Source organism: Alcaligenes phenolicus (assembly GCF_032063905.1).
In the GTDB taxonomy this organism is placed as follows: domain Bacteria; phylum Pseudomonadota; class Gammaproteobacteria; order Burkholderiales; family Burkholderiaceae_B; genus Alcaligenes; species Alcaligenes phenolicus.
In genome coordinates this window covers 1-23401 of sequence record NZ_DAMBOE010000011.1, presented here as the reverse complement: position 1 = coordinate 23401, position 23401 = coordinate 1, and the positions used below count along the sequence as shown (strand labels likewise).

Sequence of the window (23401 nt, the reverse complement as noted above, 5' to 3'; positions counted from 1 at the left end):
CCCCCTTGTTCGCCCTAGCCACTCAGTCCGCTGGCCTCTGGTAGCTCTACGCTCGACAATACTGCCCTTGCACGGGAGTTAAAGTTGGCGTTGGCGTTGGCGTTGGCGTTGGCGTTGGCGTTGGCGTTGGCGTTGGCACCTAGCTTCCTGCCTTAACTCGCCAAGGTCAAATCCAGCCGCAAACCACCTTTTTCCGACGCACTGGCTTGCACCTTCCCCTGATAGCTGCGCGCCAATTCACGCACAATATCCAGTCCCAAGCCAAAGCCTGGATGCCGCTCATCCGCACGCTGTCCACGGCCAAACACTCGCTCCAGCTGCTCCGGCTCCAGGCCAGGACCATCATCTTCCACCACCAGATGCAGCACATTGTCCTGCTGCCACACCTGACACCACACATTCTGTGTCGCCCATTTGCAGGCGTTATCCAGCAGGTTCCCAGCCATCTCCTGCAAGTCCTGCTCTTCGCCTTTAAAGACCAACTCCTGATCGGGTAAATCCAGATGAATCTGCTTGTCGCTATGCAAACGCCCCATCACCCGACACAGGGACTGCAGACAACTAGACACATCCGTACGCACACCTATGGCGCGTACCGCCATGGCCCGTGCACGAGACAAGTGGTGGTCAACCTGACGCTGAGCCAAGGCCACTTGCTCACTGACCAAAGTCGCCAGATGCGGATCTTCGGCTTGTGCGGCGTTGCCCATAATCGTTAGCGGGGTTTTGACCGCATGGGCCAGATTTCCCGCCTGCGCCCGTGCGCGGTCCACCATGCCCGCATTAGCACTAAGCACGGCATTGAAGTCGTCCACCAAGGGTTGAATTTCACTGGGGAAATTGCCACTGACTTGTGGCTCCCGCCCCTCCTGCACATCCAGTAAACGGCGTCGCAGAAGATGCAAAGGATACAAGGCCAGCACCACTTGCAAGATTGCCGCCAGGATCAAACCCACGGCCAAACCACCTAGCGACAGGAACAGAATCCGCTCAAAACGGGCTAATGGCTCGGCCAGAAGCTCCCGGTTGCCGGCCACCATGATCTGCAAGCTTTGTCCCTTGTCATTCACCTCGTCCAGCTCCTGCCGCAGTACAACCAGACGCTGCTTTTCCGGCCCCGTCAACGACAAGACGCCATTGGGCGTATCCGGAGCATTCACATCCAGCGCCTCGTCCCACAAGGAGGTTGAGCGCAAAACCACCGTCCACTGCTCACTGCCCGCTTCCTGGCGCGCAATTTGCCAGTACATGCCCGAATAAGGCTGTTCAAATAAAGGATCGCTCAGACGCGATTGCAGAGTCACCCCATCCGCATTGTCCAGATTCACGTCCGCCATGATCTGGTCCAGATGAGTTTGCAAACGCTGTTCGAACTGACGGTAAACGTGGTCTTGAAACAGGCGGTTCAGGCCCAAACCGGCCAGAACAATACTGATCAGAATCCAGGCCAAAGTCCCCAGCAGCAAGCGGCCACGCAGGGAGCCCAGAATGGTATGACCCCGCAAGGCAATCATGCTTCTGGGTCCACCAGACGGTAGCCCATACCTCGCACCGTTTCGATATAACCAGCGGGCAATTTCTTGCGCAGACGGCCAATAAAAACCTCGATGGTATTGGAGTCGCGCTCGAAGTCCTGAGAGTAAATATGCTCGGTCAGTTGAGTACGCGACAGCACTTGGCCAGGGTGATGCATCATGAACGCCAGCAAACGGTATTCATGACTGGTCAGCGACAAGACCATGCCCGCACAACTGATGGAGGACGAGCGCGCGTCCAGCTCCAATTTGCCCAGTTGCAAACGCGGGTTCGCCTGACCGGCCGCACGCCGTAGCAAGGCGCGCATACGAGCCAGCAATTCTTCCATGTGAAAGGGCTTGGCCACGTAATCGTCGGCACCGGCATCCATACCTTCGACCTTGTCGTGCCAATCATTGCGGGCCGTCAGAATCAGCACCGGCATATTGATGTCCGAAGCACGCCAACGACGCAAGACCGATACCCCGTCCATGCCCGGCAAACCCAGATCCAGCACTACAGCATCAAAGGCTTCTACCTCACCCTGGTAATGGCCTTGCTCACCATCCTGAGCCACCTGAACGGCATAGCCGGCCCGTTCCAGCGCCTGCTGCAATTGCGCTGCCAGGGTAGGCTCGTCTTCAACAACCAGTATCCGCATCTTAATGTCCTCGGGAATGCGAGCGTTTCACGCCGCGCACAAGCAGCACTTTGGCGGTCAAGGCGTCCACTTTCAGACGCAACAGGCGGTTGTCGTCAACCAGCATGCGCAAGTCATACACCCAGAGCTCAAAGCGCTCGTCATATTCAAACTGCACACGCAGCACTCGTCCGGGATAGGTCTCGCGCACCCGCTTCAGGACTTCCCGCAGCGGCAAGGCTTCTCCACGGCGCACGGCTTCGCGGGCCTGATCGTGGCCCCGATAGGCCGGGCCCGGAGGCCAATACGGGCTGGGGCCGAAACGCTCGTTAGGAGGGGGAGGCGGGGGTGGAGGCGGCGGAGGGGGCAAACGACGAAAACAGTCATCGTCCCCGAGGTAATCATATCCTGACCAATCCGAACGCTGCTCCCTGTCCCACGACGAATCACCCTTCTGCTTTTTGCTGCCGCAGTCGGGGTAATCGTGAGAATGGGCCAGTGCCAATGGCATCACCGCCGTCAAAACGGCGGCCAAACTCATCAGCAAGGCGGATTGTTTAATGGACGTCATAAGAATCAGTACGTGCAGAAAAAAAGAGGGATCAAACGATCACTCCCCCTTATATAGCAAGCTGCGGATGAACATAACATGAACAGCGGCTTCAGTTTAGATTCAGAGCCACCTGTCCATAATGGGCACCAGGCTGACAGGACAAACAAACCTTCCCACCTCAAAAGGAAGCTACCCAGGAATCTGACAGCACCACTTTTTGATTACATGAAGGAGCTATACATGAAACGCACTTCCCTCTTTTCTGCCCTGGTATTGAGCGCAAGTCTGTTGGGTGGCACCGCTGCCATTGCACAGGAAGCCACAAGCGCGGCTCAAACACAAAGCACCCAGAAACAAGCCCGTCAGGCCCGCGACCACAAACCGCTGACCGCTGATCAAGTCACCGATATCGGTCCCGCCTACCAGCGTCTGAAAGATGCCGGCTACACCAAAGTGGGCAGCCTGCACCAGCGAGGCGACAACATCATGGCCATGGTGGTCGATAAGGACGGTAAGGTTGTACGTGTCCGTTCCGAAGGTGCCAATGGCGAGTTTACGGTTGTAGAGCGCAAGAACGACGGTCAGCATCGTCGCGGCCACCGCTCCGGTCACGATCAGCAAGGTGACAGCGCCACGAAAGAGGCCACCAAGTCCTGATCATCACATCACTTTCCCCTAAGCAGTTGATGTTCGCAAGCAGTAGAAGTGACAACTCGCAGTTGTTTCAGCAGTAGAAGTCGGTAGCAGGACGAAAAACGGCGCACCCCCAGCGCCGTTTTTCTTTTCTACTGATTAGCCCGGATAGGGTCATCCCGCTCAAGGCGTTAGGATGGGAGTCTGTTTCACCTTTGGGAAAAGTGTCTCTCATGCTGTCTGCTGATTCGGTTTACTCACAAAGCTACTCGGAATTTCACTGGTCCATCCCCGAGCACTACAACATCGCTCACGACACCTGCGACAAATGGGCTGACGGGTCCGGGCGTCTGGCCCTGATCCAGCAATTGCCCGATGGTCAGATCAAGCGCTACACCTTCGATCAGCTCAAAGCCTGGTCCGATTCTTTAGCGGCCGCCTGGCAAGCCCAGGGTATCCAGGCAGGCGACCGTATCGCCATCTTTCTGGCGCAGGGGCTGGAAACAGCGCTGGCGCATTTGGCGACCTACAAGATTGGCGCCATTGCCATGCCCTTGTTCACCCTGTTTGGCACGGACGCGCTGCGCTATCGCCTGAATGATTCCGGCGCCAGCACCTTGATTACCGATCAACAAGGCCTGGAGACGGTGTTGCCCCTGCGCGAGCACCTGCCACAGCTCAAACATCTTTACCAAAGTGATAGCCAGCAGGATCAGGGCGAGGCCCTGTCCCTGTGGCAAGCCATTGCCGCTCACCCTGAACCGGCACCGCGCACATTGAACACCCGTGCAGACGACCCCGCCGTGCTCATCTATACCTCCGGCACCACAGGTTCGGCCAAAGGTGCTCTACATGCCCACCGTGTACTGCTGGGGCATCTGCCGGGCGTAGAGATGTCGCACAACTTCCTGCCCACAGGCGAAGGCCTGATGTGGACACCTGCCGATTGGGCCTGGATTGGCGGCTTGCTGGATGTGCTGCTACCGGCCTGGCATCACGGCATACCCGTACTGGCCTACCGCTTCCCCAAATTCGATGCCGAGGCCACCTGGAAGCTGATGTCCGAGCACGGTGTCACGCATACCTTCCTGCCCCCTACTGCCCTGAAAATGCTGCGTCGCAGCCAATGGTCACGCGAGCAATGGCCTTTGAAGCTGCAATCCATTGCCAGCGGTGGGGAGTCTTTGGGTGCGCAGTTGCTGGATTGGGCAAAACAAGAACTGGGCATCACCATCAACGAGTTCTACGGACAAACCGAGTGCAACATGATCGTGTCCTCCTGCTCGGCCTGGTTTCCGGGCCAGGCAGGCAAGATCGGCAAGGCCGTGCCTGGTCACAAGGTCGCGATTGTGGATGATCAGGGGCAAATTCAGAAACCCGGCATCGAAGGCCATATTGCCGTGCGAGCACCCGATCCGGTTATGTTCCTGGGCTACTGGCAACGACCCGAGGCCACTCGCGAGAAATTTGTAGGCGACTGGCTGCTGACCGGCGACAAAGGCATGCAGGACGAGGACGGCTATATCCAGTTCGTAGGCCGCGATGATGATGTCATCACCAGCTCCGGCTACCGCATTGGGCCCGGCCCGATTGAGGATGGCCTGATGGGGCATCCCGCTGTCGCCATGGCGGCAGTGATTGGTGTGCCCGACCCCGAACGCACCGAAGTCGTCAAAGCTTTTGTGGTGCTGAAGGAGGATATCGAACCGTCCCAGGAGCTGATCAAGGAGATTCAGGAGCACATCAAACGCCGGGTAGCTGCACATGAGTACCCACGGCTGATTGAGTTTGTCGATGCCCTGCCCATGACAACCACCGGCAAAGTCATACGTCATGCTTTACGCAAATTGAGCCAGTAAAGGCACAAGCTGCAGGCGGCACCCGCACAACACAAGGCCGTTGCTACTCCCTTTACTGGAGCCAACACAGCATCGCCGCCCCTATGGATAAAAAAACACCCCAATCATTGGACATAAATCCAGCGATTGGGGTGTTTACCACACAGGAACGACTGTCCCGATGTGGAGGCATGGTTTTATTCAAACTCCAGGCAAAGCGCCGCAAGGCCGCTCTGCCCGCATCCGTCTGATTAACCGAAACGACCCGTGATGTAGTCTTCGGTTTCCTTGCGAGCGGGCTTCACGAAGATCTGGTCAGTTTCACCAAACTCCATCAACTCGCCCAGATACATATAGGCGGTGTAATCCGAGCAACGTGCCGCTTGCTGCATGTTGTGGGTCACGATCACCACGGTGTAATCCGCTTTCAGTTCAGCAATCAGCTCTTCAATCTTGGCCGTGGAAATCGGGTCCAGTGCCGAGCAAGGCTCGTCCAGCAGCAGAACTTCGGGTTTGATCGCCACACCACGGGCAATACACAGACGCTGTTGCTGACCACCGGACAGGCCGTTACCACTTTGGTGCAGCTTGTCTTTCACTTCGTTCCACAGCGCAGCTTTGGACAAGGCCCATTCCACACGCTCGTCCATTTCGCCTTTGCTCAGGCGCTCGAACAAACGCACGCCAAAGGCCACGTTGTCATAAATGCTCATGGGGAACGGTGTCGGCTTCTGGAACACCATGCCCACTTTGGCGCGGATCAGGGAAATATCCTGCTTGGACGTCAGCAGGTTCTCATTGTCCAGCAGGATTTCACCTTCAGCGCGCTGGCCGGGGTACAGCTCGTACATGCGGTTCAGCGTGCGCAGCAAGGTGGACTTACCGCAACCGGATGGTCCGATAAAAGCCGTGACCTTCTTTTCCTTGATAGACATGTTCACATTGCGCAGGGCATGGAATTTGCCATAGAAGAAATTCAGGTTGCGGATTTCAATCTTGGTCGATTCGTCGGAGGTAATAATTTGACTCATAGCGTTGGCCGACTAGGGCGCTCCGTGAAAACGTTATTTTTGGCGGAAAAGGCTGCGAGCCAGGATATTGATACCCAAGACCAGCAAGGTAATCAGCACCGCACCTGCCCAGGCCAGACGGTTCCAGTCCTCAAAGGGGCTGGCAGCATATTGGAAAATCACCACCGGCAAGTTGGCCAGCGGCGCATTCATGTTCAGGGACATGAACTGGTTGTTCAAGGCGGTGAACAACAAGGGAGCCGTTTCACCCGCAATACGAGCCACAGCCAGCAGAACGCCCGTCACGATACCAGGCAAGGCTGCACGGTAGGAGATGGACATCACAATCTTCCACTTGGGGCAGCCCAGGGCCGCCGCGGCTTCGCGCAGACCGTTGGGAACCAGCATCAGCATATTGTCTGTGGAACGTACCACCACGGGGATCACCAGAATGGCCAAAGCCAGAGCACCGGCCCAACCCGAATAGTGACCCACCTGTGCCACATACACGGCATAGATGAACAGACCAATAATGATGGACGGTGCCGACAACAACACGTCGTTCAAAAAGCGGGTGGCCGGGGCCAACCAGCCACGCTGACCGTATTCGGCCAGATAGGTGCCGGCCAGAATGCCGATAGGTGTGCCGATCAGGGTACCGACGCCAGCCATCATGACACTGCCAACAATGGCGTTCAGCAAACCACCCTCACCACCAGGAGGCGGGGTGCTTTCAAACAGCAGGGACCAGGCCATGGCACTGCTGCCCTTTTCAATCAGGGTCCAGATGATCCAGAACAGCCAGAACAGGCCGAAGATCAAGGCAGCAAAAGACACACCCAGCATCAGGCGGTTAAACACCTGCCTGCGTTTGTAAATCGGGTTGCTCAGACTAATTGCGGATTTTTTATCAAACATGGTAGGTGATCCTTAACGCGACGTGCCTTCGTTCTTGGCCAGACGCAACAAGAGCAACTTGGAGATCGCCAATACAACCGTGGTGATCAGGAACAGGATCAGACCCAGCTCCAGCAAGGCGGATTTCTGCATGCCACCGGCTTCGTTAAACTCGTTGGCCAGTGCAGACGCAATCGAGTTCGAGGGCGAAAACAGCGAGCTTGGCAAGTTAAAGGAGTTACCAATCACAAAGGTGACAGCCATGGTTTCACCCAAGGCGCGCCCCAGACCCAACATGATCCCGCCAATCACCCCGTTCTTGGTGAAAGGCAGCACCACACGCCACATCACTTCCCAGGTCGTGCTGCCCAGACCATAAGCGGACTCCTTGAGCATGGGAGGCACCAGCTCGAACACGTCGCGCATCACGGCGGTAATGAAGGGGATCACCATAATGGACAGAATCAGACCGGCGGTGAACACACCAATCCCGAAGGGAGGGCCCGCAAAGATCTGACCCAGCACTGGCACTCCGTCAAAAAAGGAGATCAGGCCGGGCTGTACATAGCGCTGGAACAGGGGCACAAAGACAAACAGGCCCCACATACCGTAAATAATGGAAGGAATCGCAGCCAGCATTTCAATGGCCGTCCCCAAGGGGCGACGCAACCAGGCTGGCGAGAGCTCTGTCAGGAACATCGCAATGCCAAACGAGACTGGCACGGCAATACAGAGTGCGATGAAAGAAGTCAGCAAGGTACCGGCGATAGGCACCAATGCGCCATATTCGTTATTGACCGGATCCCAGTTATTCGTCCAGAGAAAAGAGAAACCGTATTCGGCAATGGATTCCCGGCTTCCATAGATCAGGGAAATAGAGATGGCAGCCAGCAATATGAACACGAGAAACGCAAACGAGCGTGTCATGTTCTTGAAAATGCCGTCCATAAAGGCGTTCTGATTTGATTTCATGTAGACAGATGAAGGGTCAGGCCGGAATAGGACGAACGCACTGCAACCGATTCACAGATTCTGTAACAGCCAAGGCTGCTCCAGCCCAACAAACCGGATAACGCTACGCGCTGTGCGTTCAAGACAAAACCGTAATTTTTACATAATAAAGACGGCACCACCTAGAGGTGGGCCGTCTCGCAGGATCAATTTACAACTGACCTGTATTTGAACACGAATCTTACTTCCAGATCGCAGCGCCGTCTTTGGACTTGATCTCCGATGCCCAGGCCGCCTTGATCTGGTCGGTTACGTCCTTAGGCAACGCAACGTAATCCAGCTCTTCAGCAGATTTGGCACCGTTCTCGAAGGCCCAGTTAAAGAAGTTCAGCACTTCTTTACCGTTCTCGGGCTTGTCCTGCACCTTGTGCATCAGGATGAAGGTAGCCGAAGTGATAGGCCAGGATTTTGCGCCAGGCTCTTCGGTCAGAATCACACCCATGCCAGGCGTACCGGCCCAGTCTGCGTTGGCAGCGGCGGCTGCAAAGCTTTCCTGACCAGGCTGGACGAATTGGCCGTCCTTGTTCTGCAGCTGGGTCCAGGACAGTTTGTTTTGCTTGGCGTAAGCGTATTCAACGTAGCCGATCGAGTTCTGCAGCTGGCGCACGTAAGCAGCCACGCCTTCGTTACCCTTGCCACCCTGACCGGTAGGCCACTTTACAGCCTTGCCTTCACCAACCTGGGACTTCCAGTCTGGGGACACTTTGGACAAGTAGTTGGTCCAACCGAAAGTGGTGCCCGAACCGTCGGAGCGGTGAACCACCACGATGTCCTTGTTAGGCAAGGTCAAGTCGGGGTTCAGTTCCTTGATGGCTGCATCGTCCCACTTGGTGATCTTGGCCAGGTAGATATCGCCCAGTACTTTACCGGACAGTTTCAGCTTGCCAGGCTCAATGCCTTCGACGTTGATCACAGGCACCACACCACCGATCACGGCGGGGAACTGCAACAGATTTTCTTTTTCCAGTGTTTCGACCTTCATTGGGTCGTCCGAAGCACCAAAATCCACGGTCTTGGCAATAATCTGCTGCTGACCACCACCCGAACCAATCGACTGGTAGTTGACGCGGTTATTCGTTTGTTTGGCGTATTCAGCCGCCCATTTGGCATAGATTGGGTAAGGGAACGACGCACCAGCACCGGTTACGTCTGCAGCTGTGGCAGTGGCCGCAAAAGCGCTGAACGCCAGAGCAATACTTACCTTGTTGAATACACGTTTTAACATCGAGAAATCCTCTTGATGATAGTCAGATCACAGGCCCACCCTGTATGTGTCGTCATAGTAAACAGACTATATGACACGTTCATGACAGTCTGTATTTCACACACCGCCCAAGCGCTGCATCATGCTCAGATGCAGATTGAACGGGGCACCGCGACTGCGGATGCGGTTATAAGTGCCATCCGGATTGGCCTTCCAGGACAGCTGATTGTCACGCAAGGCATAGGTGAAGGCTTCGGCAATAACCCGCTTTTTCAGGCTGCGATCCAGCACCGGCACACCCAGCTCCACGCGACGGAAGAAGTTGCGGTCCATCCAGTCAGCCGAAGAAATAAAGACCTCTTCCTGGCCGCCATTGTAGAAATAGAAAACACGCGAGTGCTCCAGAAAACGTCCGATGATTGAACGCACCTGGATATTCTCCGACAAGCCCTTGACTCCCGGACGCAAGGCGCAAGCACCCCGCACGACCAGGTCTACCCTGACTCCGGCCTGGCTGGCGTCATAAAGCGCCTGAATGATCTTGGGCTCCAGCAGGGAGTTCATCTTGGCCATGATGCGGGCTTTCTTGCCTGCCAGAGCACGCTCGGTTTCCGCCTGGATGCGATCCATCATGCTGTCATGCAAGGTGAACGGCGACTGCAGCAAGCGCTTCAAAGGTCGCCAGGCACCCAGCCCGGTCAGCATGGAAAACACCTTGTCCATGTCCTCGCAAATTTCCTGATTGGCGGTAATCAGGCCAAAGTCCGTGTACAGGCGAGCGGTGCGCGGGTGATAGTTACCGGTACCCAAATGGCCATAACGCCGGATCGAGCCCCCTTCACGACGCAGCACCAGGGCCATCTTGGCGTGAGTCTTGTGGCCAACCACCCCGTAACTGACGTGCGCTCCCACCTCTTCCAGCTTGGCGGCCCAATTGATATTGGTCTGCTCATCAAAACGAGCCATCAGCTCCACCACCACGGTTACTTCTTTACCTGCACGCGCCGCCGACAGGAGGATATTCATCAACTCCGAGTCTTCACCAGTACGGTAAATCGTCTGCTTGATACCGACGACTGCCGGGTCCGCCGCTGCGGCACGCAAGAAGCTCAAGACGGGCTGGAAGGACTGATACGGATGGTGCAGCAGTTGGTCTTTGCGGGAAATCGCCTCAAAAAACTGTGCGGGGGATTCAAATGAAGAATCAAACGGCGCCGGAATAGGCGCACGGTAATCCGGGAACAGAAGATCCGGACGGTCTGGCACATTACACAGCTGCATCAGGCGCGTCAGATTGACCGGGCCGCTGACGCGATAAGTATCTGGCACATCCAGCGAAAACTCGCTTTGCAAAAAGCGCTCCAGGCGCTCGGGCATGGAACGGTCAATTTCCAGACGTACGGCCGCACCAAAGTTACGTTGCGACAGCTCGCCCTGCAAGGCGGCGCGCAAGTTGGTGACTTCTTCCTCGTCCACAAACAGATCACTGTTACGGGTAACGCGCCACTGATAGCAGCCCTTTACGTCCATGCCGGGAAAAAGCTCGCCCACAAAAACGCTGATCAGGGAAGTCAGCAGCATATAGCCCTGGGGAATGCCGGCGATATCGTCTGGCACACGAATCACACGTGGCAAGGCACGGGGTGCCTGCACAATGGCAATCGTGCCGGTGCGGGCAAAGGCGTCTTCACCGCTCAGCTCAACAATGTAGTTCAGGCTTTTGTTGTAGACGCGCGGAAAGGGATGCGCCGGGTCCAGACCAATAGGCGTGAGCAAAGGCATAACGTCACGCAAAAAGGTTTGATACGCCCACTCACGCTGAGCAGGTGTCCATAGCGCGGTCAGCAGCAACCCTATGCCTTCATCCATCAAGGTCGGCAAGACCTCGTCCATCAGCAAGTCGTTTTGTTTCTCGACCAATTGATGAGCCGCAGCCTGCACCTTGTCAAACGCTTGTTGAGGCAAAAACCCGTCATCCCCCACTTGATGAGGATTTTGCAAAATCTGTTCTTTCAGACTGGAAATACGAATTTCAAAGAATTCATCCAGGTTAGAACTCACGATACAGATGTAGCGCAAGCGCTCCAGCAAAGGCGTGGTCGAATTTTCGGCCATGGCCAGCACTCGCTCATTGAACTTGAGCAAGGACAACTCACGGTTTAGCAAGGTTGAATCTGGAGAAGGCAGCATGGTGAGGTCGTTAAAAAGCCAAAGAAAATGGGATCGTGAGACTTTTACTACATGAATGTTACAGCTCTATGACCCGTAGCAATTCAAGTCTAAAACAGCTCTGCCTGGCAGGAGCGCAAATATCACGTAGCCGTTCCCAAGATGCTTTCGTCTAACTTTTCTTAATTTTCCGGTTCATGTAACAAAACCCATGATTAATGTCCTTATAATCGCACAGTAATCATCCCGAGCGATGCCTCATGGAACAACTTCTTGCCGCTGTGGACCTGGGCTCCAACAGCTTTCGTTTATCCATTGGACGAGTGGTTCAGCACAACGGTCATGCCCAGATCTACACCATTGACCGCCTTAATGAATCCGTCCGACTCGCCGCCGGCATGGGCCCCGACAAGTACATTAGTCCCGATGCCATTGAACGTGCGGTAGTCATCCTGAAACGCTTTAACGAACGTCTGGCCGGTTTTCACCCCAATCGCGTTCGTGCCGTGGCCACCAACACCTTTCGGGTGGCACGCAATTTAAGCGAGGTTTTGCCGGCTGCCGAGGCGGCCTTTGGCTTTCCTATCGAGGTCATCTCCGGCCACGAGGAAGCCCGCCTGATTTTCTCTGGAATCAGCAACGAGCTGCCTCCCTCCCCCAATCGCCGTCTGATGATCGACATCGGCGGCGGTTCGACCGAAGTCATTATTGGCAAGGGCCTCAAACCTCTGCTCCTGTCTTCGCTCTACATGGGCTGTGTCAGCTATACCGACAAATTCTTCTCCGATGGCGTGATCACTGAAGAGCGCATGAGCAATGCAATCCTGACGGCTCGTCGCGAGCTGGAAGGAATTACGCGCCAATACCGCAAAACGGGCTGGCAGGAAGCGTATGGCTCCTCCGGAACCGCCAAGGGCCTGATCGCCATCCTGCAAGAGAACGGCATGTCCAAAAAGGGGATTACCCTGGAAGGCATGGAGTTGCTGCGCAAACGCCTTGTGCACGATGGCAAGGTGGACACACGCAATCTGAGCGGCATCAAACCACACCGCGCGCCCGTGCTGGCAGCAGGTCTGGCCATTATGATGGCCGCCTTCCAGGAACTGAAGATTCGTCAGATGCTGCCTGGTGAAGGCGCACTGCGTGTGGGTGTGCTCTACGACATGCTGGGGCGCGAATCGGAACACGATCAGCGTGACCAGACCGTTCAGCAAATGATGAAGCGCTATCAGGTCGACACACGCCAGGCCCATCGTGTGCACGACGCGGCGATGAAGTTCTTCGCACAACTGAAGCTGCCCGACACCCCTGAAGTGCAGGAACTGCAGCGTCAATTGGGCTGGGCCGCCGATCTTCACGAAGTGGGCCTGAGCATTGCACACGCGGATTACCACAAGCACACGGCCTACGTGCTGGAACATGCCGATATGCCCGGCTTTTCCAACGACGACCAAGCCTTGTTGAGCTTCCTGAGCCTGGGTCACCAGGGCAAGCTGGGCAAGCTCAAGCGCTTTGAATCCAATAACGCCTGGTGGCTGACATTGCTGAGCCTGCGTCTGGCCGTCATGCTGATGCGTCGTCGCGAGGACAGGGAAACCCTGCCGCTGAGCCTGCAAGCGCGTGGCAAAACCGTCATGATTCATCTGGATCATGAATGGATGGCCAGCCATCCCCTGTCCCAGGCCTCCTTGCTGGCTGAAGTACAGGCTTGGCAAAGCGATATCAATGATCTGAGCCTGGAGCTGGTCTGACAAGGCCTGCTGGACGTGTAGAGGCTGGGTAGGTCTGTTGAACAACACTTCACCCAGCTTGCAGCCACGATAGCCTTGCTGACAAGCCCGTTGATTGGAGTATGGCTGACGCTAGCTGGCCGAGCCGCTCATTGACAGCGCCAAAGCCAGCCAAGCCAAGCCAAGCCAAGCCAAGCCAAGCCAAGCCAAGCCAAGCAGATCATCAGAACCTAAAAAACCCCCGAAAGTTGGATTGCCATCCAACTTTCGGGGGTTCTTTTTATTCGCAGGCCCTATTCAGGCCCGACTTGTTCAGGCCTGAGCAGTACGCAATCAGACCAGGCCAAAGTGACGTTTATAGCGCTCGTCCATGGCTTCCAGATCCAGCAGGACAGGAAAGTCTGCCGTATTGAAGTCCGGATCCCAGGCAGGCTCCCCACAAATCGTGGCCCCCAGCTTCAGGTAACCTTTGATCAGCGGTGGAATGCGCGCTGGCAAATCGCTGTCCAGTCGTTCAACCGGATAGCGATTCAAGGGTTGCACATGCGGAATGTGCTTGTTGTCCTGCATGGACTTCTGGGCCACACGCCAGACTTCGGCGGCGGTGACGCCATCGTCACGCAAACTGACACTGGCACAACCCAGAAGGTAACGGTAACCGCCTACACGCGTCAGGGCAGCAATGCCACCCCACAGCATCATGATGGCCGAGCCATTACGGTAGTCGGGGTGGATGCAGGAGCGCCCAACCTCAACCAGGCTGGGACGCAGCGCATCCAGGGCGCTGATATCGAATTCGGACTCTGAGTAATAGCCGCCCGCTTTATTGGCATTTTCAGGGGTCAGCAAGCGGTAGGTTCCTACAACCCGGTTTTCTTCGGGTTCGGTAACCATGAAATGCTCGCACCAGGGGTCGAAGCGGTCTATATCCAGACCATTGTGCTGGTCTGGAAAGACGGCGTTCATTTCCTGGGTGAAAACCTGAAAACGCAAGCGCTGAAGGCATTCAAGCTCAGCCTGGGTACGAGCCAGGCGCAAGGCCAGGCCTCCAACGGTATGACCTGCCCAAGTACTCGCCCAATCCACTTCAGTACGTTCGCGCTCAAGATTTAGCATCGTGATGACTCCAAACACTTTCGTGCATCATGCACAAACAATGTTTCAGGTATTTGATAGCCACATTACTATTTCATTAAATCCACTGCAAGCAAGGTATCGATGCCTGCTTGAGCCAGATCGGCCTGTTCCGCTTCCACCATCAAGCGCAGCTTGGGTTCTGTGCCTGATGCGCGAATAAGCACTCGCCCACGGTCACCCAACATTTGCTCCACTTCACGGGTTGCCTGTTGCAAACCTGCATGGTTTTTCCAGTCCTGGCCCGCTTGCAATGGCACGTTAACCATAATTTGCGGGTACATCTTCAGGCCTTCCATCAATTCTGGCAGGCTCTTGCCGCTATGGCACAGAGCGGTCAGAACTTGCAGGGCGGCAATAATACCATCGCCTGTGGTGTGCCAGTCCAGGCACAGCAGGTGTCCGGAGCTTTCGCCACCGAACACCCAGCCGTTTTGCTGCATCAATTCCAGCACGTAGCGGTCGCCCACTTTGGCTCGGGCAAACTCCACGCCCAATTCCTGCATTTTTTTCTCGAAACCCAGGTTGGTCATCAACGTGCCAACCACGCCTTTTACAGGCTGGGTCTGCAGATGATCAGCAACAATTAGATACAATAGTTCGTCGCCATTGTAGATGCGCCCCTGGGAATCGACCATTTGCAGACGGTCTGCGTCACCATCCAACGCAATACCCAAATCTGCGCCGTGCTTGCGTACTTCTTCGGCCAGCTTCTCGGGATAAGTCGCGCCCACTTCCTGATTGATGTTGAACCCATCAGGCTGAACACCCACGGCAACCACTTCGGCACCCAATTCGCGGAATACGTGCGGAGCGATGTTGTAAGCTGCGCCATGAGCGGCATCCACAACAATCTTGAGCCCGTTCAGGTTCAAGTCGTTCGGGAAGGCACTCTTGCAAAATTCAATATAACGGCCAGCCGAGTCAGCCAGACGACGGGCGCGGCCCAGGGACTCGGACTTCACCCAGTGCATGGGCTGGTCAATGGCTTGCTCGATTTTCAGCTCGATCTCGTCAGGCAGCTTGGTGCCCTGTGCGGAAAAGAACTTGATGCCGTTGTCGTAATACGGGTTGTGCGAGGCAGAGATCACGATACCGGCCGTCAGGCGCAAGGTACGTGTCAAATACGCCACAGCGGGCGTCGGTACAGGGCCTGCCAGCAATACATCGATCCCGGCAGCCGACAAACCGGCTTCCAGCGCCGATTCCAGCATGTAGCCGGAAATACGGGTGTCCTTGCCAATCACTACGGTGGGGCGGCCGGTACCTTCATACTGGGCAGCCAGAACCTGCCCGGCAGCGTAACCCAGGCGCAAAGCGAACTCGGGGTTAATCGTTGGGCCACCTACTTCACCGCGGACACCATCGGTGCCGAAATACTTACGATCGCTCATTCAGAGACTCCACATTCAACCGCGTTCCACACATCCAGCGCTTCGCGCGTGGCGGCTACATCATGGACACGGACAATTTTTGCGCCCCGTGCCACGCAGGCAAGGGCTGCCGATAGACTGCCAATCAAACGCTCACTGGCGGGTTTCCCCGTGACATGGCCAATCATGGATTTGCGCGACAAGCCGATCAACCAGGGGTAACCAGGCACTGCCGCCTGCTGCAAATCCCGTAGCAACTGATAATTATGTGCCGCTGTTTTACCGAAGCCAAAGCCGGGATCCAGCATGATACGCTCGGATTGAATGCCTGCGCTCACTATGGCGTCACATCGTTGTTGCAAAAAATGACGTACATCAACGACCACATCATCGTAGTGAACCTGCTCTTGCATGGTCCGGGGCTCACCTTGCATGTGCATGATGCACAGACCGCAATTGGAGTCCTTGACGGCCTCGATGGCACCGGGCATGCGCAAGGCATAGATGTCATTGATCATGTCTGCACCGGCCGTCAGGCTGGCGCGCATGACCTCAGGCTTGAACGTATCCACCGACAAGGCCACACCGCTGTCGCGCAAACCCTCGATCAGTGGGATGACACGCTCAAGCTCTTGTTCCAGGGAAACGGGTTCAGCACCGGGACGAGTCGACTCGCCACCAATATCCAGAATGTCTGCGCCTTCGGCGATTAATTGACGGGCGTGGTCCAGCGCCCGAGGCAAATCATTGTGTGCATTGCCGTCATAAAAGGAGTCTGGGGTGACATTCACAATCCCCATAACCAAAGGGCGCTCCAGCCCAAACTGGAAGCGCCCACAAGACCACTCAGGGTAATTCATGAAATAGGCATGGCCTATGTTGTAAGTTAAGCAACCGGCGTTGTCGCCGCGGCACCCTTGTCATCAGCTGGGCGAGGACCAGCGGCTGGTGGCGTGGAGCCATCGGAGGGGGTGTTGTCATTGCTGTTGGGCACGTGTGGCGCCCGTGGTGGCAATCCTTTCATGATGTCGTCGATCTGGTCGGCATCAATGGTTTCCCACTCCAGCAAGGCCTTGGCCATGGCATGCATCTTGTCCATATTGTCTTCGATCAGCTTGCGGGCAACCGCGTACTGTTCGTCGATAATCTTGCGGATTTCGAAGTCCACTTTCTGCATGGTGGCTTCGGACACATGCGTGGTTTTGGTGACGCTACGGCCCAGGAACACTTCGCCTTCGTTCTCGGCGTACACAACAGGCCCCAGGGAGTCTGTCATGCCGTAGCGAGTCACGATGTCACGCGCAATTTGCGTGGCACGTTCAAAGTCGTTCGATGCGCCCGTGGTCATTTGATTCATGAACACTTCTTCAGCGATACGACCACCGAACAGCACGGCAATCATGTTCAACAGGCGCTCTTTGTCCATGCTGTAGCGATCGCCTTCCGGCAATTGCATGGTGACACCCAACGCACGACCACGAGGAATGATGGTGACTTTGTGAACCGGGTCCGTCTTGGGCAGCATGCAAGCTACCAAGGCGTGACCGGCTTCGTGGTAAGCGGTGTTGCGACGCTCTTCCTCGGGCATGATCATGGTGCGACGTTCTGCACCCATGATGATCTTGTCCTTGGCGCGTTCGAAGTCCTGCATATCCACGGTGCGACCATTTCGGCGCGCAGCGAACAAAGCGGCTTCGTTGACCAGGTTGGCCAGATCAGCACCGGAGAAACCGGGAGTACCACGAGCCAGCACCACAGCGTCCACGTTGGGAGCCAAAGGCACTTTGCGCATGTGCACTTTCAGAATCTGCTCACGACCACGGATGTCAGGCAGGCCAACAACCACTTGACGGTCAAAACGGCCAGGACGCAGCAAAGCGGGGTCCAGTACGTCAGGACGGTTGGTTGCAGCAATGACCAGTACGCCTTGGCCGGTTTCAAAACCGTCCATCTCGACCAGCAACTGGTTCAGTGTCTGTTCACGTTCGTCGTTACCACCGCCAAGGCCTGCGCCACGCTGGCGGCCCACGGCGTCGATTTCGTCGATAAAGATGATGCAAGGCGATTGCTTCTTGGCGGTCTCGAACATATCGCGAACGCGGGAAGCACCCACACCCACAAACATTTCGACGAAGTCGGAACCGGAAATGCTGAAGAAAGGCACTTTGGCTTCGCCAGCAATGGCACGAGCCAACAGGGTCTTACCTGTACCCGGCGAGCCAACCATCAGGATACCGCGTGGAATGCGGCCACCCAGACGCTGGAAGCGGCTTGGGTCGCGCAGAAAGTCCACCAATTCCTGTACGTCTTCCTTGGCTTCGTCGCAACCGGCCACGTCCGCAAAGGTAACAGGGTTGGAGTTCTCGTCCAGCAAACGTGCACGGGATTTACCGAAGCTGAATGCCCCGCCCTTGCCGCCACCTTGCATCTGACGCATGAAGAACACCCACACGCCAATCAGGAGCAGCATGGGGAACCAGGAGATGAACAGGCTGGTCAGGAAGGAAGGCTCTTCACGGGCTTTACCCGATACCTGCACACCGGATTTCACCAGTTCAGGCACCATCCACAGGTCACCGGGGGACGTCAGCGAGTAGCTGCGGCCAGAATCCGGCGTGACATGCAGGGTATCGCCCTGAATATCCACCTTGCTGATGCGGCCGGAGCGGGCATCATTCATGAATTGTGTGTAAGTGACGCCATCAGTGGCTGGTGGCCGGCCGTCAAACTGCTTGAAAACAGTAAACAGCACCAGCGCAATAACCATCCAGATCGCGACTTTGGAAAACGAATTGTTCAAAGCCAATCTCCTGCGATTGCGATAACTTGCTCCATATGCTTACACATACCTGAACAAGCGCCATACATAGTTCATTCTACCCGATTCAAAGCCCGGCAAGTCATAAATTACCTGCGCTTCAAGCCACGGGCAACGAGAAAGGTTTCGGAGGATTTATCACGCGAAGCCTTGGGTTTACGCTCGACGACTCTGACAAAATTCTGCTTGAAAGACTCCACGATCTGGGAAAACCCGCTGCCGTGGAAGGCTTTGACGATCAGTACCCCTTCATCGGTCAGATGCTGCAGGGCAAATTCCTGTGCCAGCTCGCATAAATGCTGGATGCGGGCGGAATCGGCCGATGCCACACCAGACAAGTTGGGGGCCATATCCGAAATCACAAGGTCTACCGCCGCACCTTTTAAGGAATCTTGCAATTGCTCCAGTACAGAGTCCTCGCGAAAGTCGCCTTGCATGAACTCTACCCCGGCAATTGGTTCCATTTCCAATATATCCAGTGCGATAATGCGACCATTGAGCACGCCGCCAGGGCCGACCATGCGTTCCCGTATCAATTGCGACCAGCTGCCCGGCGTAGACCCCAGGTCCACCACCACCTTGCCCTGAACCTGAATCTTCTCCAGATCCAATATTTCACTGAGCTTGAAGGCCGCACGCGCGCGATACCCTTTTTGTTGCGCCAATTTGACGTAGGGGTCATTTATATGCTGCTGAACCCACTCTTTAGAGAATTTTTTCTTGGCCATTCCCGTACAATCTCTTTATGCCAAAACTCAACCTTACACCTCATGAGCGCAGCGAACTTCGTGCTGCTGCTCACGCTCTGCGCCCAGTTGTCCTGATTGGAGACAATGGCCTGACCGACGCCGTGATCAAGGAAATCACCGTCCACCTGCAGGCTCACCAGCTCATCAAGATCCGTGTGGCCGGTGATGACCGTCAGGCTCGTCTGACCATGTTAGAACAAATCTGCGATGCGCTCGATGCTGCCCCTATTCATCATCTGGGCAAAATCCTGACCATCTACAGACCCAATATCGAACGCCCCCCTGTTTTGGGAGCGCCTGTTGAAAAACCTACCCGTGCGGTGCGCAAGCCTTCGGAGCCTTACACGCCCAAAAAGCTGGCCGCTTCCGGTGTTCAGCGTACGCGCAAGACTGAACGTGCTCGCCGTGCTGAAATGCAAGCTGAACGCAGCAGCACCCAGGAGAAGAAAGCCTCGGCCGCACCACGCAGCGTTCAAAAGTTCTCGGCAGTCAAACCTGCTGCCGCGCCCCGTAGCAATACCAACCGTCCTGGCAGTGCCATGTCCTTGCGGGCAGGTGCTCGTCGCGGACTGGGCGGTTCGGGCAAACGCTAAACTGCCGTAAATTATAAGGCCCCCGCACAATGTGCAGGGGCCTTTCTTTTGCGTGCTCGAATCAACAGCAGGGCAAGCCTGCTGTCAGAAGCAGGGTCAAACGTAACTGATCGACAGGATTTCGTATTCACGAATACCGGCGGGCGCCTTGACCTCGACCACATCGCCTTCGCTCTTGCCAATCAGGGCACGAGCCACAGGGCTGGAGATGGAGATCTTGTTCGCACGGATGTCGGCCTCGACGTCACCCACGATCTGGTAAGTCACGGTATTGCCGGACTCCAGATCCTCGATTTCAACCGTGGCACCAAACACGATGCGGCCATCCGCCTGCAGCGCGGCCGGTTCGATAATCTGGGCATTGGACAAAGTGCCTTCCAATTCGGCAATCCGACCCTCGATAAAGCCTTGGCGCTCGCGCGCGGCATCATACTCGGCGTTCTCGGACAAATCGCCTTGGGCTCGCGCTTCGGCGATGGCGTTAATTACATCCGGGCGTTCCACCGTCTTGAGGCGGTGTAATTCGACTTGCAAACGTTGTGCGCCCTGCGCAGTCAATGGGATCGCAGACATAGTATTCCTGCTCAACAAGTAAAAGACGCTCCGTAGCAGGAGCGCCTGGAAGATAGGGGGATAACGATGATGGGGCAAACAATCAAACAGGTTGAATCGGCCGACTTGAAAGTCCTGCTGACCCTACAGCGTACATTCAAACACACTGCTCAAGCCAAACCTGCCGGCTGCCCCAATATGGCTTTTCCGACACAGAGAAATTCTGCGGCAGAAAAAAACCCCGCGAAGAACCGGGGTGTGAGATCTATTGTCGGCAAACTGCCTGAAAATAGCAAGCCCCTGAAACCCCTGTGTAAAAAAACAGAAGCTCAAGGGCCACGGGTTTAGAGCAGGCTATTTCAAGACTGGCTACGGGCTGATGGCCAAACTTGTCAGAGCCAGGCCAGTCTTGATCCGCCTTGGCCCGACTACACCATATTCTGGCGACGGCCTCGCAACAAAGCGTGCAGCAAAATGGCACCAAAGGTGGCGCAGCCAATGCCGTCCAGACGAATCACGCCAAACTGCAAGGAGAAGTTACCAGCCCCCAGAATCAGGGTGACGGCTGCCACCAGCAAATTGCGGTTATCGCTGAAATCCACCTGGTTCACCACCCAGATACGGGCGCCGGCAATAGCGATCAAACCAAACACCACGATGGACATGCCACCGAGCACAGGACCAGGAATGGACTGGATCACGGCACCAAACTTGGGCGAAAAGCCCAGGAAAATCGCGATCACGGCAGCAAAGGCAAACACCAGCGTCGAGTAGATACGAGTAGCGGCCATCACGCCGATATTCTCAGCGTAAGTCGTCACACCGGTGCCGCCTACGGAGCCGGACAGCATGGTCGCCACGCCATCACCCACGAAGGCACGACCCAGATAACCATCCAGATCCTGACCGGTCATGGCGCTAACCGCCTTGATGTGACCCAGATTCTCGGCCACCAGAATAATGGCTACCGGCACAATTACGGTCATGGCATGAGCCTGGAACACAGGCGCAGAAAAGCTGGGCAGACCCAGCCAGGCGGCTTCAGCAACCGGCGCAAAGTTGATTGGGGTGCCGTAGCCCATCACATTGGTGAAAACCCAGTACAACACGCAAGCCAGAGCCAAACCCACCAGAATAAGCAAACGCTGAGCCACCCCACGGGTATAGACCGCAATACCACCCACGCACAACACGGTCATCAAGGCCATCATGGAATCGAAGGTGCCGCTACCCATCGCGCCCTTGGCCGCAATAGGAGCCAGATTCAGGCCAATCACCGCCACAATCGAGCCGGTAACAACCGGAGGCATCCAATGGTTGATCAAACGCGCTGCCCCACCTTGGGTACGGGCATTGAACACCCAGACCAGTACACCGATCAGCGTATAGACCAGACCACAGATAATAATGGCCCCCAAGGCCACGCCAATATTGGGATTCGGGCCGCTGCCGGCATAGCCGGTAACCGCAATCACACCGCCAATAAATGCAAAACTGGAACCCAGGTAGCTGGGAACCCGGCCACCGACAAACACAAAGAAAATCAGCGTACCAATACCGGACATCAAGATGGCCAGATTGGGATCAAAGCCCATCAACAAGGGTGCCAGAATGGTGGAGCCGAACATGGCCACAACGTGCTGCGCACCCATGGCAATGTTTTGCGGCGTGGCCAGACATTCGTCGGGCTGCACAACCGCACCGGGTTCGCTGCCGGACACTCGGCGCCAACGCGGGAAGTAAGACTGAGACATAAAGGGTTCCAGAAAAGGAATAAAGAAATACAGCGCAATTGGTCAGACGGTCGCGCAGTGCTCCCTGAGGCACTGGCTGATTCGTTGAGGCATGATTTTAAACGTGAAAGACTCAACAAGGCACCTGAAAATAAGGCAGTACGCGGTAAACCCCAACATGGATCCAGCTAGTCCAGGTTTCAAACTGCCTTTTGGCTTCGATGCTCGCGCTATATGCGGTATATACCCCCTCTATCTGCCTGTGCTTGACTGGCCCATTACAATAGACAATCAGCCTGCCTTTGGCAGTCCGATTCCCTAGCAGAGTGATTACGCCAGCATGAGTACGTCTATTTGTCTGATCCGCCATGGTGAAACTGCCTGGAACGCCGTACGCCGTTTACAGGGCTGGCAGGATATAGAGCTGAACGAGACCGGCCGCGAACAGGCCCGTGCCCTGCAGAGTTACCTGAGCTCCCCGGCGTTTCACATGCCTGTGGATGCCGTCATCAGCAGTGATCTGCAACGCGCCTCGGAAACTGCGGCAATTGCCTGTCAGCATTGGGATATTGAAATCCAGCAAGTCCAGGGACTGCGCGAACGCGGCTTTGGCAAGCTGGAAGGCCAGGCCTGGGATGCAGCAGGCCGCCATGGGCCGGATCAGCCCGACGACACCGTCGATATCGACTACGCGGTAGAAGGTGGTGAGTCGCTACGCCAATTCCAGACGCGAATACTGAGCTGCTTTGAAGAGCTGTCCCAGCAAAATGCAGGCAAGAACCTGCTGGTTTTTGCACACGGTGGCGTTATTGATATGGCCTGGCGCAAGCTGAACCAGCAACCGCTGAATGCAAAACGCACTCACGCAATTCTGAATACCAGCCTGAACTTCTTCAGCATTGATGCGGACTTGAAGTGGACCTGTACGCAGTGGGGGCAGTTGCCACATCTGAATACGGCACTGGACGAGCAAGTCTAAGCCATACATAGCCATGATCAGGCTGGTATACACAGATCGGATTAGCTGCAGCGTTCGATAAACCAGCCTGAGACTTGTGCGGAGTCCTGTCAGGAACTGACTCACCTCATCAGTTCCTGACAGTGTCTCCAGCGCCACGCCCGCAAGCTTTATCCTTACGATAGCGACGGCCCTCTACCAGGAAGAGCCACAGGCACTATCGCGGTTGCGGTCGCGGTTGCGGTTGCGGTTGCGGTTGCGGTTGCGGTTGCGGTTGCGGTTGCGGTTGCG

General features: G+C 55.9%; 20 protein-coding genes. 5 read left to right on the top strand and 15 right to left on the bottom strand.

The window, feature by feature from the left end; all coding sequences use genetic code 11:
• Window positions 1-152 precede the first annotated feature (152 nt).
• The 3 genes from U2949_RS18545 to U2949_RS18535 are packed head-to-tail and all read right to left on the bottom strand — an operon-like array spanning window position 153 to window position 2726.
• On the bottom strand, window positions 153-1514 hold the full coding sequence (locus tag U2949_RS18545; protein ID WP_321289335.1) for a sensor histidine kinase: 1362 nt from the start codon (window positions 1512-1514) through the stop codon (window positions 153-155).
• Window positions 1511-2176, bottom strand: coding sequence for a response regulator transcription factor (locus U2949_RS18540; protein WP_321289333.1), 666 nt, complete (start codon window positions 2174-2176; stop codon window positions 1511-1513). The genes U2949_RS18545 and U2949_RS18540 overlap by 4 nt, the downstream gene beginning before the upstream one ends.
• A 1-nt stretch (window position 2177) precedes the next feature.
• Window positions 2178-2726 (bottom strand): PepSY domain-containing protein, encoded by a 549-nt coding sequence (locus tag U2949_RS18535; RefSeq protein ID WP_321289331.1) that lies wholly within the window; start codon window positions 2724-2726, stop codon window positions 2178-2180.
• 222 nt (window positions 2727-2948) lie between these two features.
• Here U2949_RS18535 and U2949_RS18530 point away from each other — a divergent pair, with 222 nt between their 5' ends.
• Together U2949_RS18530 and U2949_RS18525 are read left to right on the top strand one after the other, a co-directional pair.
• The gene (locus U2949_RS18530; RefSeq protein ID WP_321289329.1) at window positions 2949-3365 is read left to right on the top strand and encodes a hypothetical protein; all 417 of its coding nucleotides are present in this window, start codon (window positions 2949-2951) and stop codon (window positions 3363-3365) included.
• A gap of 209 nt (window positions 3366-3574) precedes the next feature.
• Window positions 3575-5200, top strand: coding sequence for an acyl-CoA synthetase (locus U2949_RS18525; RefSeq protein WP_321289327.1), 1626 nt, complete (start codon window positions 3575-3577; stop codon window positions 5198-5200).
• 230 nt (window positions 5201-5430) lie between these two features.
• Here the strand turns inward: U2949_RS18525 and pstB are convergent, their stop codons facing one another.
• The 5 genes from pstB to ppk1 all read right to left on the bottom strand — a co-directional run bounded on the left by pstB (window position 5431) and on the right by ppk1 (window position 11491).
• Complete coding sequence (pstB, locus tag U2949_RS18520) at window positions 5431-6210, bottom strand: phosphate ABC transporter ATP-binding protein PstB (protein WP_009463840.1); 780 nt, start codon at window positions 6208-6210, stop codon at window positions 5431-5433.
• Between the two features lie 33 nt (window positions 6211-6243).
• A complete protein-coding gene (pstA, locus tag U2949_RS18515) occupies window positions 6244-7107 on the bottom strand; it encodes a phosphate ABC transporter permease PstA (protein ID WP_051316439.1) in 864 nt (287 codons plus the stop codon).
• A gap of 12 nt (window positions 7108-7119) precedes the next feature.
• The gene (gene pstC / locus U2949_RS18510; RefSeq protein WP_026485253.1) at window positions 7120-8058 is read right to left on the bottom strand and encodes a phosphate ABC transporter permease subunit PstC; all 939 of its coding nucleotides are present in this window, start codon (window positions 8056-8058) and stop codon (window positions 7120-7122) included.
• A gap of 220 nt (window positions 8059-8278) precedes the next feature.
• Entirely contained in the window at window positions 8279-9322 is a 1044-nt protein-coding gene (gene pstS, locus U2949_RS18505; protein WP_321289324.1) for a phosphate ABC transporter substrate-binding protein PstS, read from the bottom strand.
• A 96-nt stretch (window positions 9323-9418) separates the two neighbouring features.
• Window positions 9419-11491: a polyphosphate kinase 1 gene (ppk1, locus tag U2949_RS18500; protein WP_026485251.1), complete on the bottom strand. Its 2073-nt coding sequence runs from the start codon at window positions 11489-11491 to the stop codon at window positions 9419-9421.
• A gap of 239 nt (window positions 11492-11730) precedes the next feature.
• On the opposite strand from ppk1, the gene U2949_RS18495 reads away from it, so the two are divergent.
• The gene (locus U2949_RS18495; RefSeq protein ID WP_026485250.1) at window positions 11731-13221 is read left to right on the top strand and encodes a Ppx/GppA phosphatase family protein; all 1491 of its coding nucleotides are present in this window, start codon (window positions 11731-11733) and stop codon (window positions 13219-13221) included.
• 312 nt (window positions 13222-13533) lie between these two features.
• On the opposite strand, the gene U2949_RS18490 is transcribed toward U2949_RS18495, so the two are convergent.
• From U2949_RS18490 to U2949_RS18470, 5 genes are all read right to left on the bottom strand, one after another.
• On the bottom strand, window positions 13534-14316 hold the full coding sequence (locus U2949_RS18490; RefSeq protein WP_026485249.1) for a GNAT family N-acetyltransferase: 783 nt from the start codon (window positions 14314-14316) through the stop codon (window positions 13534-13536).
• A 68-nt stretch (window positions 14317-14384) separates the two neighbouring features.
• Complete coding sequence (gene glmM, locus U2949_RS18485; protein ID WP_009463095.1) at window positions 14385-15728, bottom strand: phosphoglucosamine mutase; 1344 nt, start codon at window positions 15726-15728, stop codon at window positions 14385-14387.
• Window positions 15725-16567, bottom strand: coding sequence for a dihydropteroate synthase (folP, locus tag U2949_RS18480; RefSeq protein ID WP_257723502.1), 843 nt, complete (start codon window positions 16565-16567; stop codon window positions 15725-15727). The genes glmM and folP overlap by 4 nt, the downstream gene beginning before the upstream one ends.
• A 26-nt stretch (window positions 16568-16593) precedes the next feature.
• On the bottom strand, window positions 16594-18507 hold the full coding sequence (gene ftsH, locus U2949_RS18475; RefSeq protein ID WP_009463092.1) for an ATP-dependent zinc metalloprotease FtsH: 1914 nt from the start codon (window positions 18505-18507) through the stop codon (window positions 16594-16596).
• Window positions 18508-18614: 107 nt separating this feature from the next.
• Entirely contained in the window at window positions 18615-19253 is a 639-nt protein-coding gene (locus tag U2949_RS18470; protein ID WP_009463090.1) for an RlmE family RNA methyltransferase, read from the bottom strand.
• Between the two features lie 17 nt (window positions 19254-19270).
• On the opposite strand from U2949_RS18470, the gene U2949_RS18465 reads away from it, so the two are divergent.
• Window positions 19271-19867, top strand: a complete 597-nt coding sequence (locus U2949_RS18465) for a YhbY family RNA-binding protein (RefSeq protein WP_026485246.1) — start codon at window positions 19271-19273, stop codon at window positions 19865-19867.
• Window positions 19868-19963: 96 nt separating this feature from the next.
• Here U2949_RS18465 and greA read toward each other — a convergent pair whose 3' ends face one another.
• Both greA and U2949_RS18455 read right to left on the bottom strand, forming a co-directional pair.
• Window positions 19964-20440: a transcription elongation factor GreA gene (greA, locus tag U2949_RS18460; protein ID WP_022983494.1), complete on the bottom strand. Its 477-nt coding sequence runs from the start codon at window positions 20438-20440 to the stop codon at window positions 19964-19966.
• Window positions 20441-20847: 407 nt separating this feature from the next.
• The gene (locus tag U2949_RS18455; RefSeq protein ID WP_035270974.1) at window positions 20848-22173 is read right to left on the bottom strand and encodes a solute carrier family 23 protein; all 1326 of its coding nucleotides are present in this window, start codon (window positions 22171-22173) and stop codon (window positions 20848-20850) included.
• A gap of 319 nt (window positions 22174-22492) precedes the next feature.
• Between U2949_RS18455 and U2949_RS18450 the strand changes: the two genes are divergently transcribed.
• Window positions 22493-23131 (top strand): histidine phosphatase family protein, encoded by a 639-nt coding sequence (locus U2949_RS18450; protein ID WP_257723503.1) that lies wholly within the window; start codon window positions 22493-22495, stop codon window positions 23129-23131.
• Window positions 23132-23401: the final 270 nt, after the last annotated feature.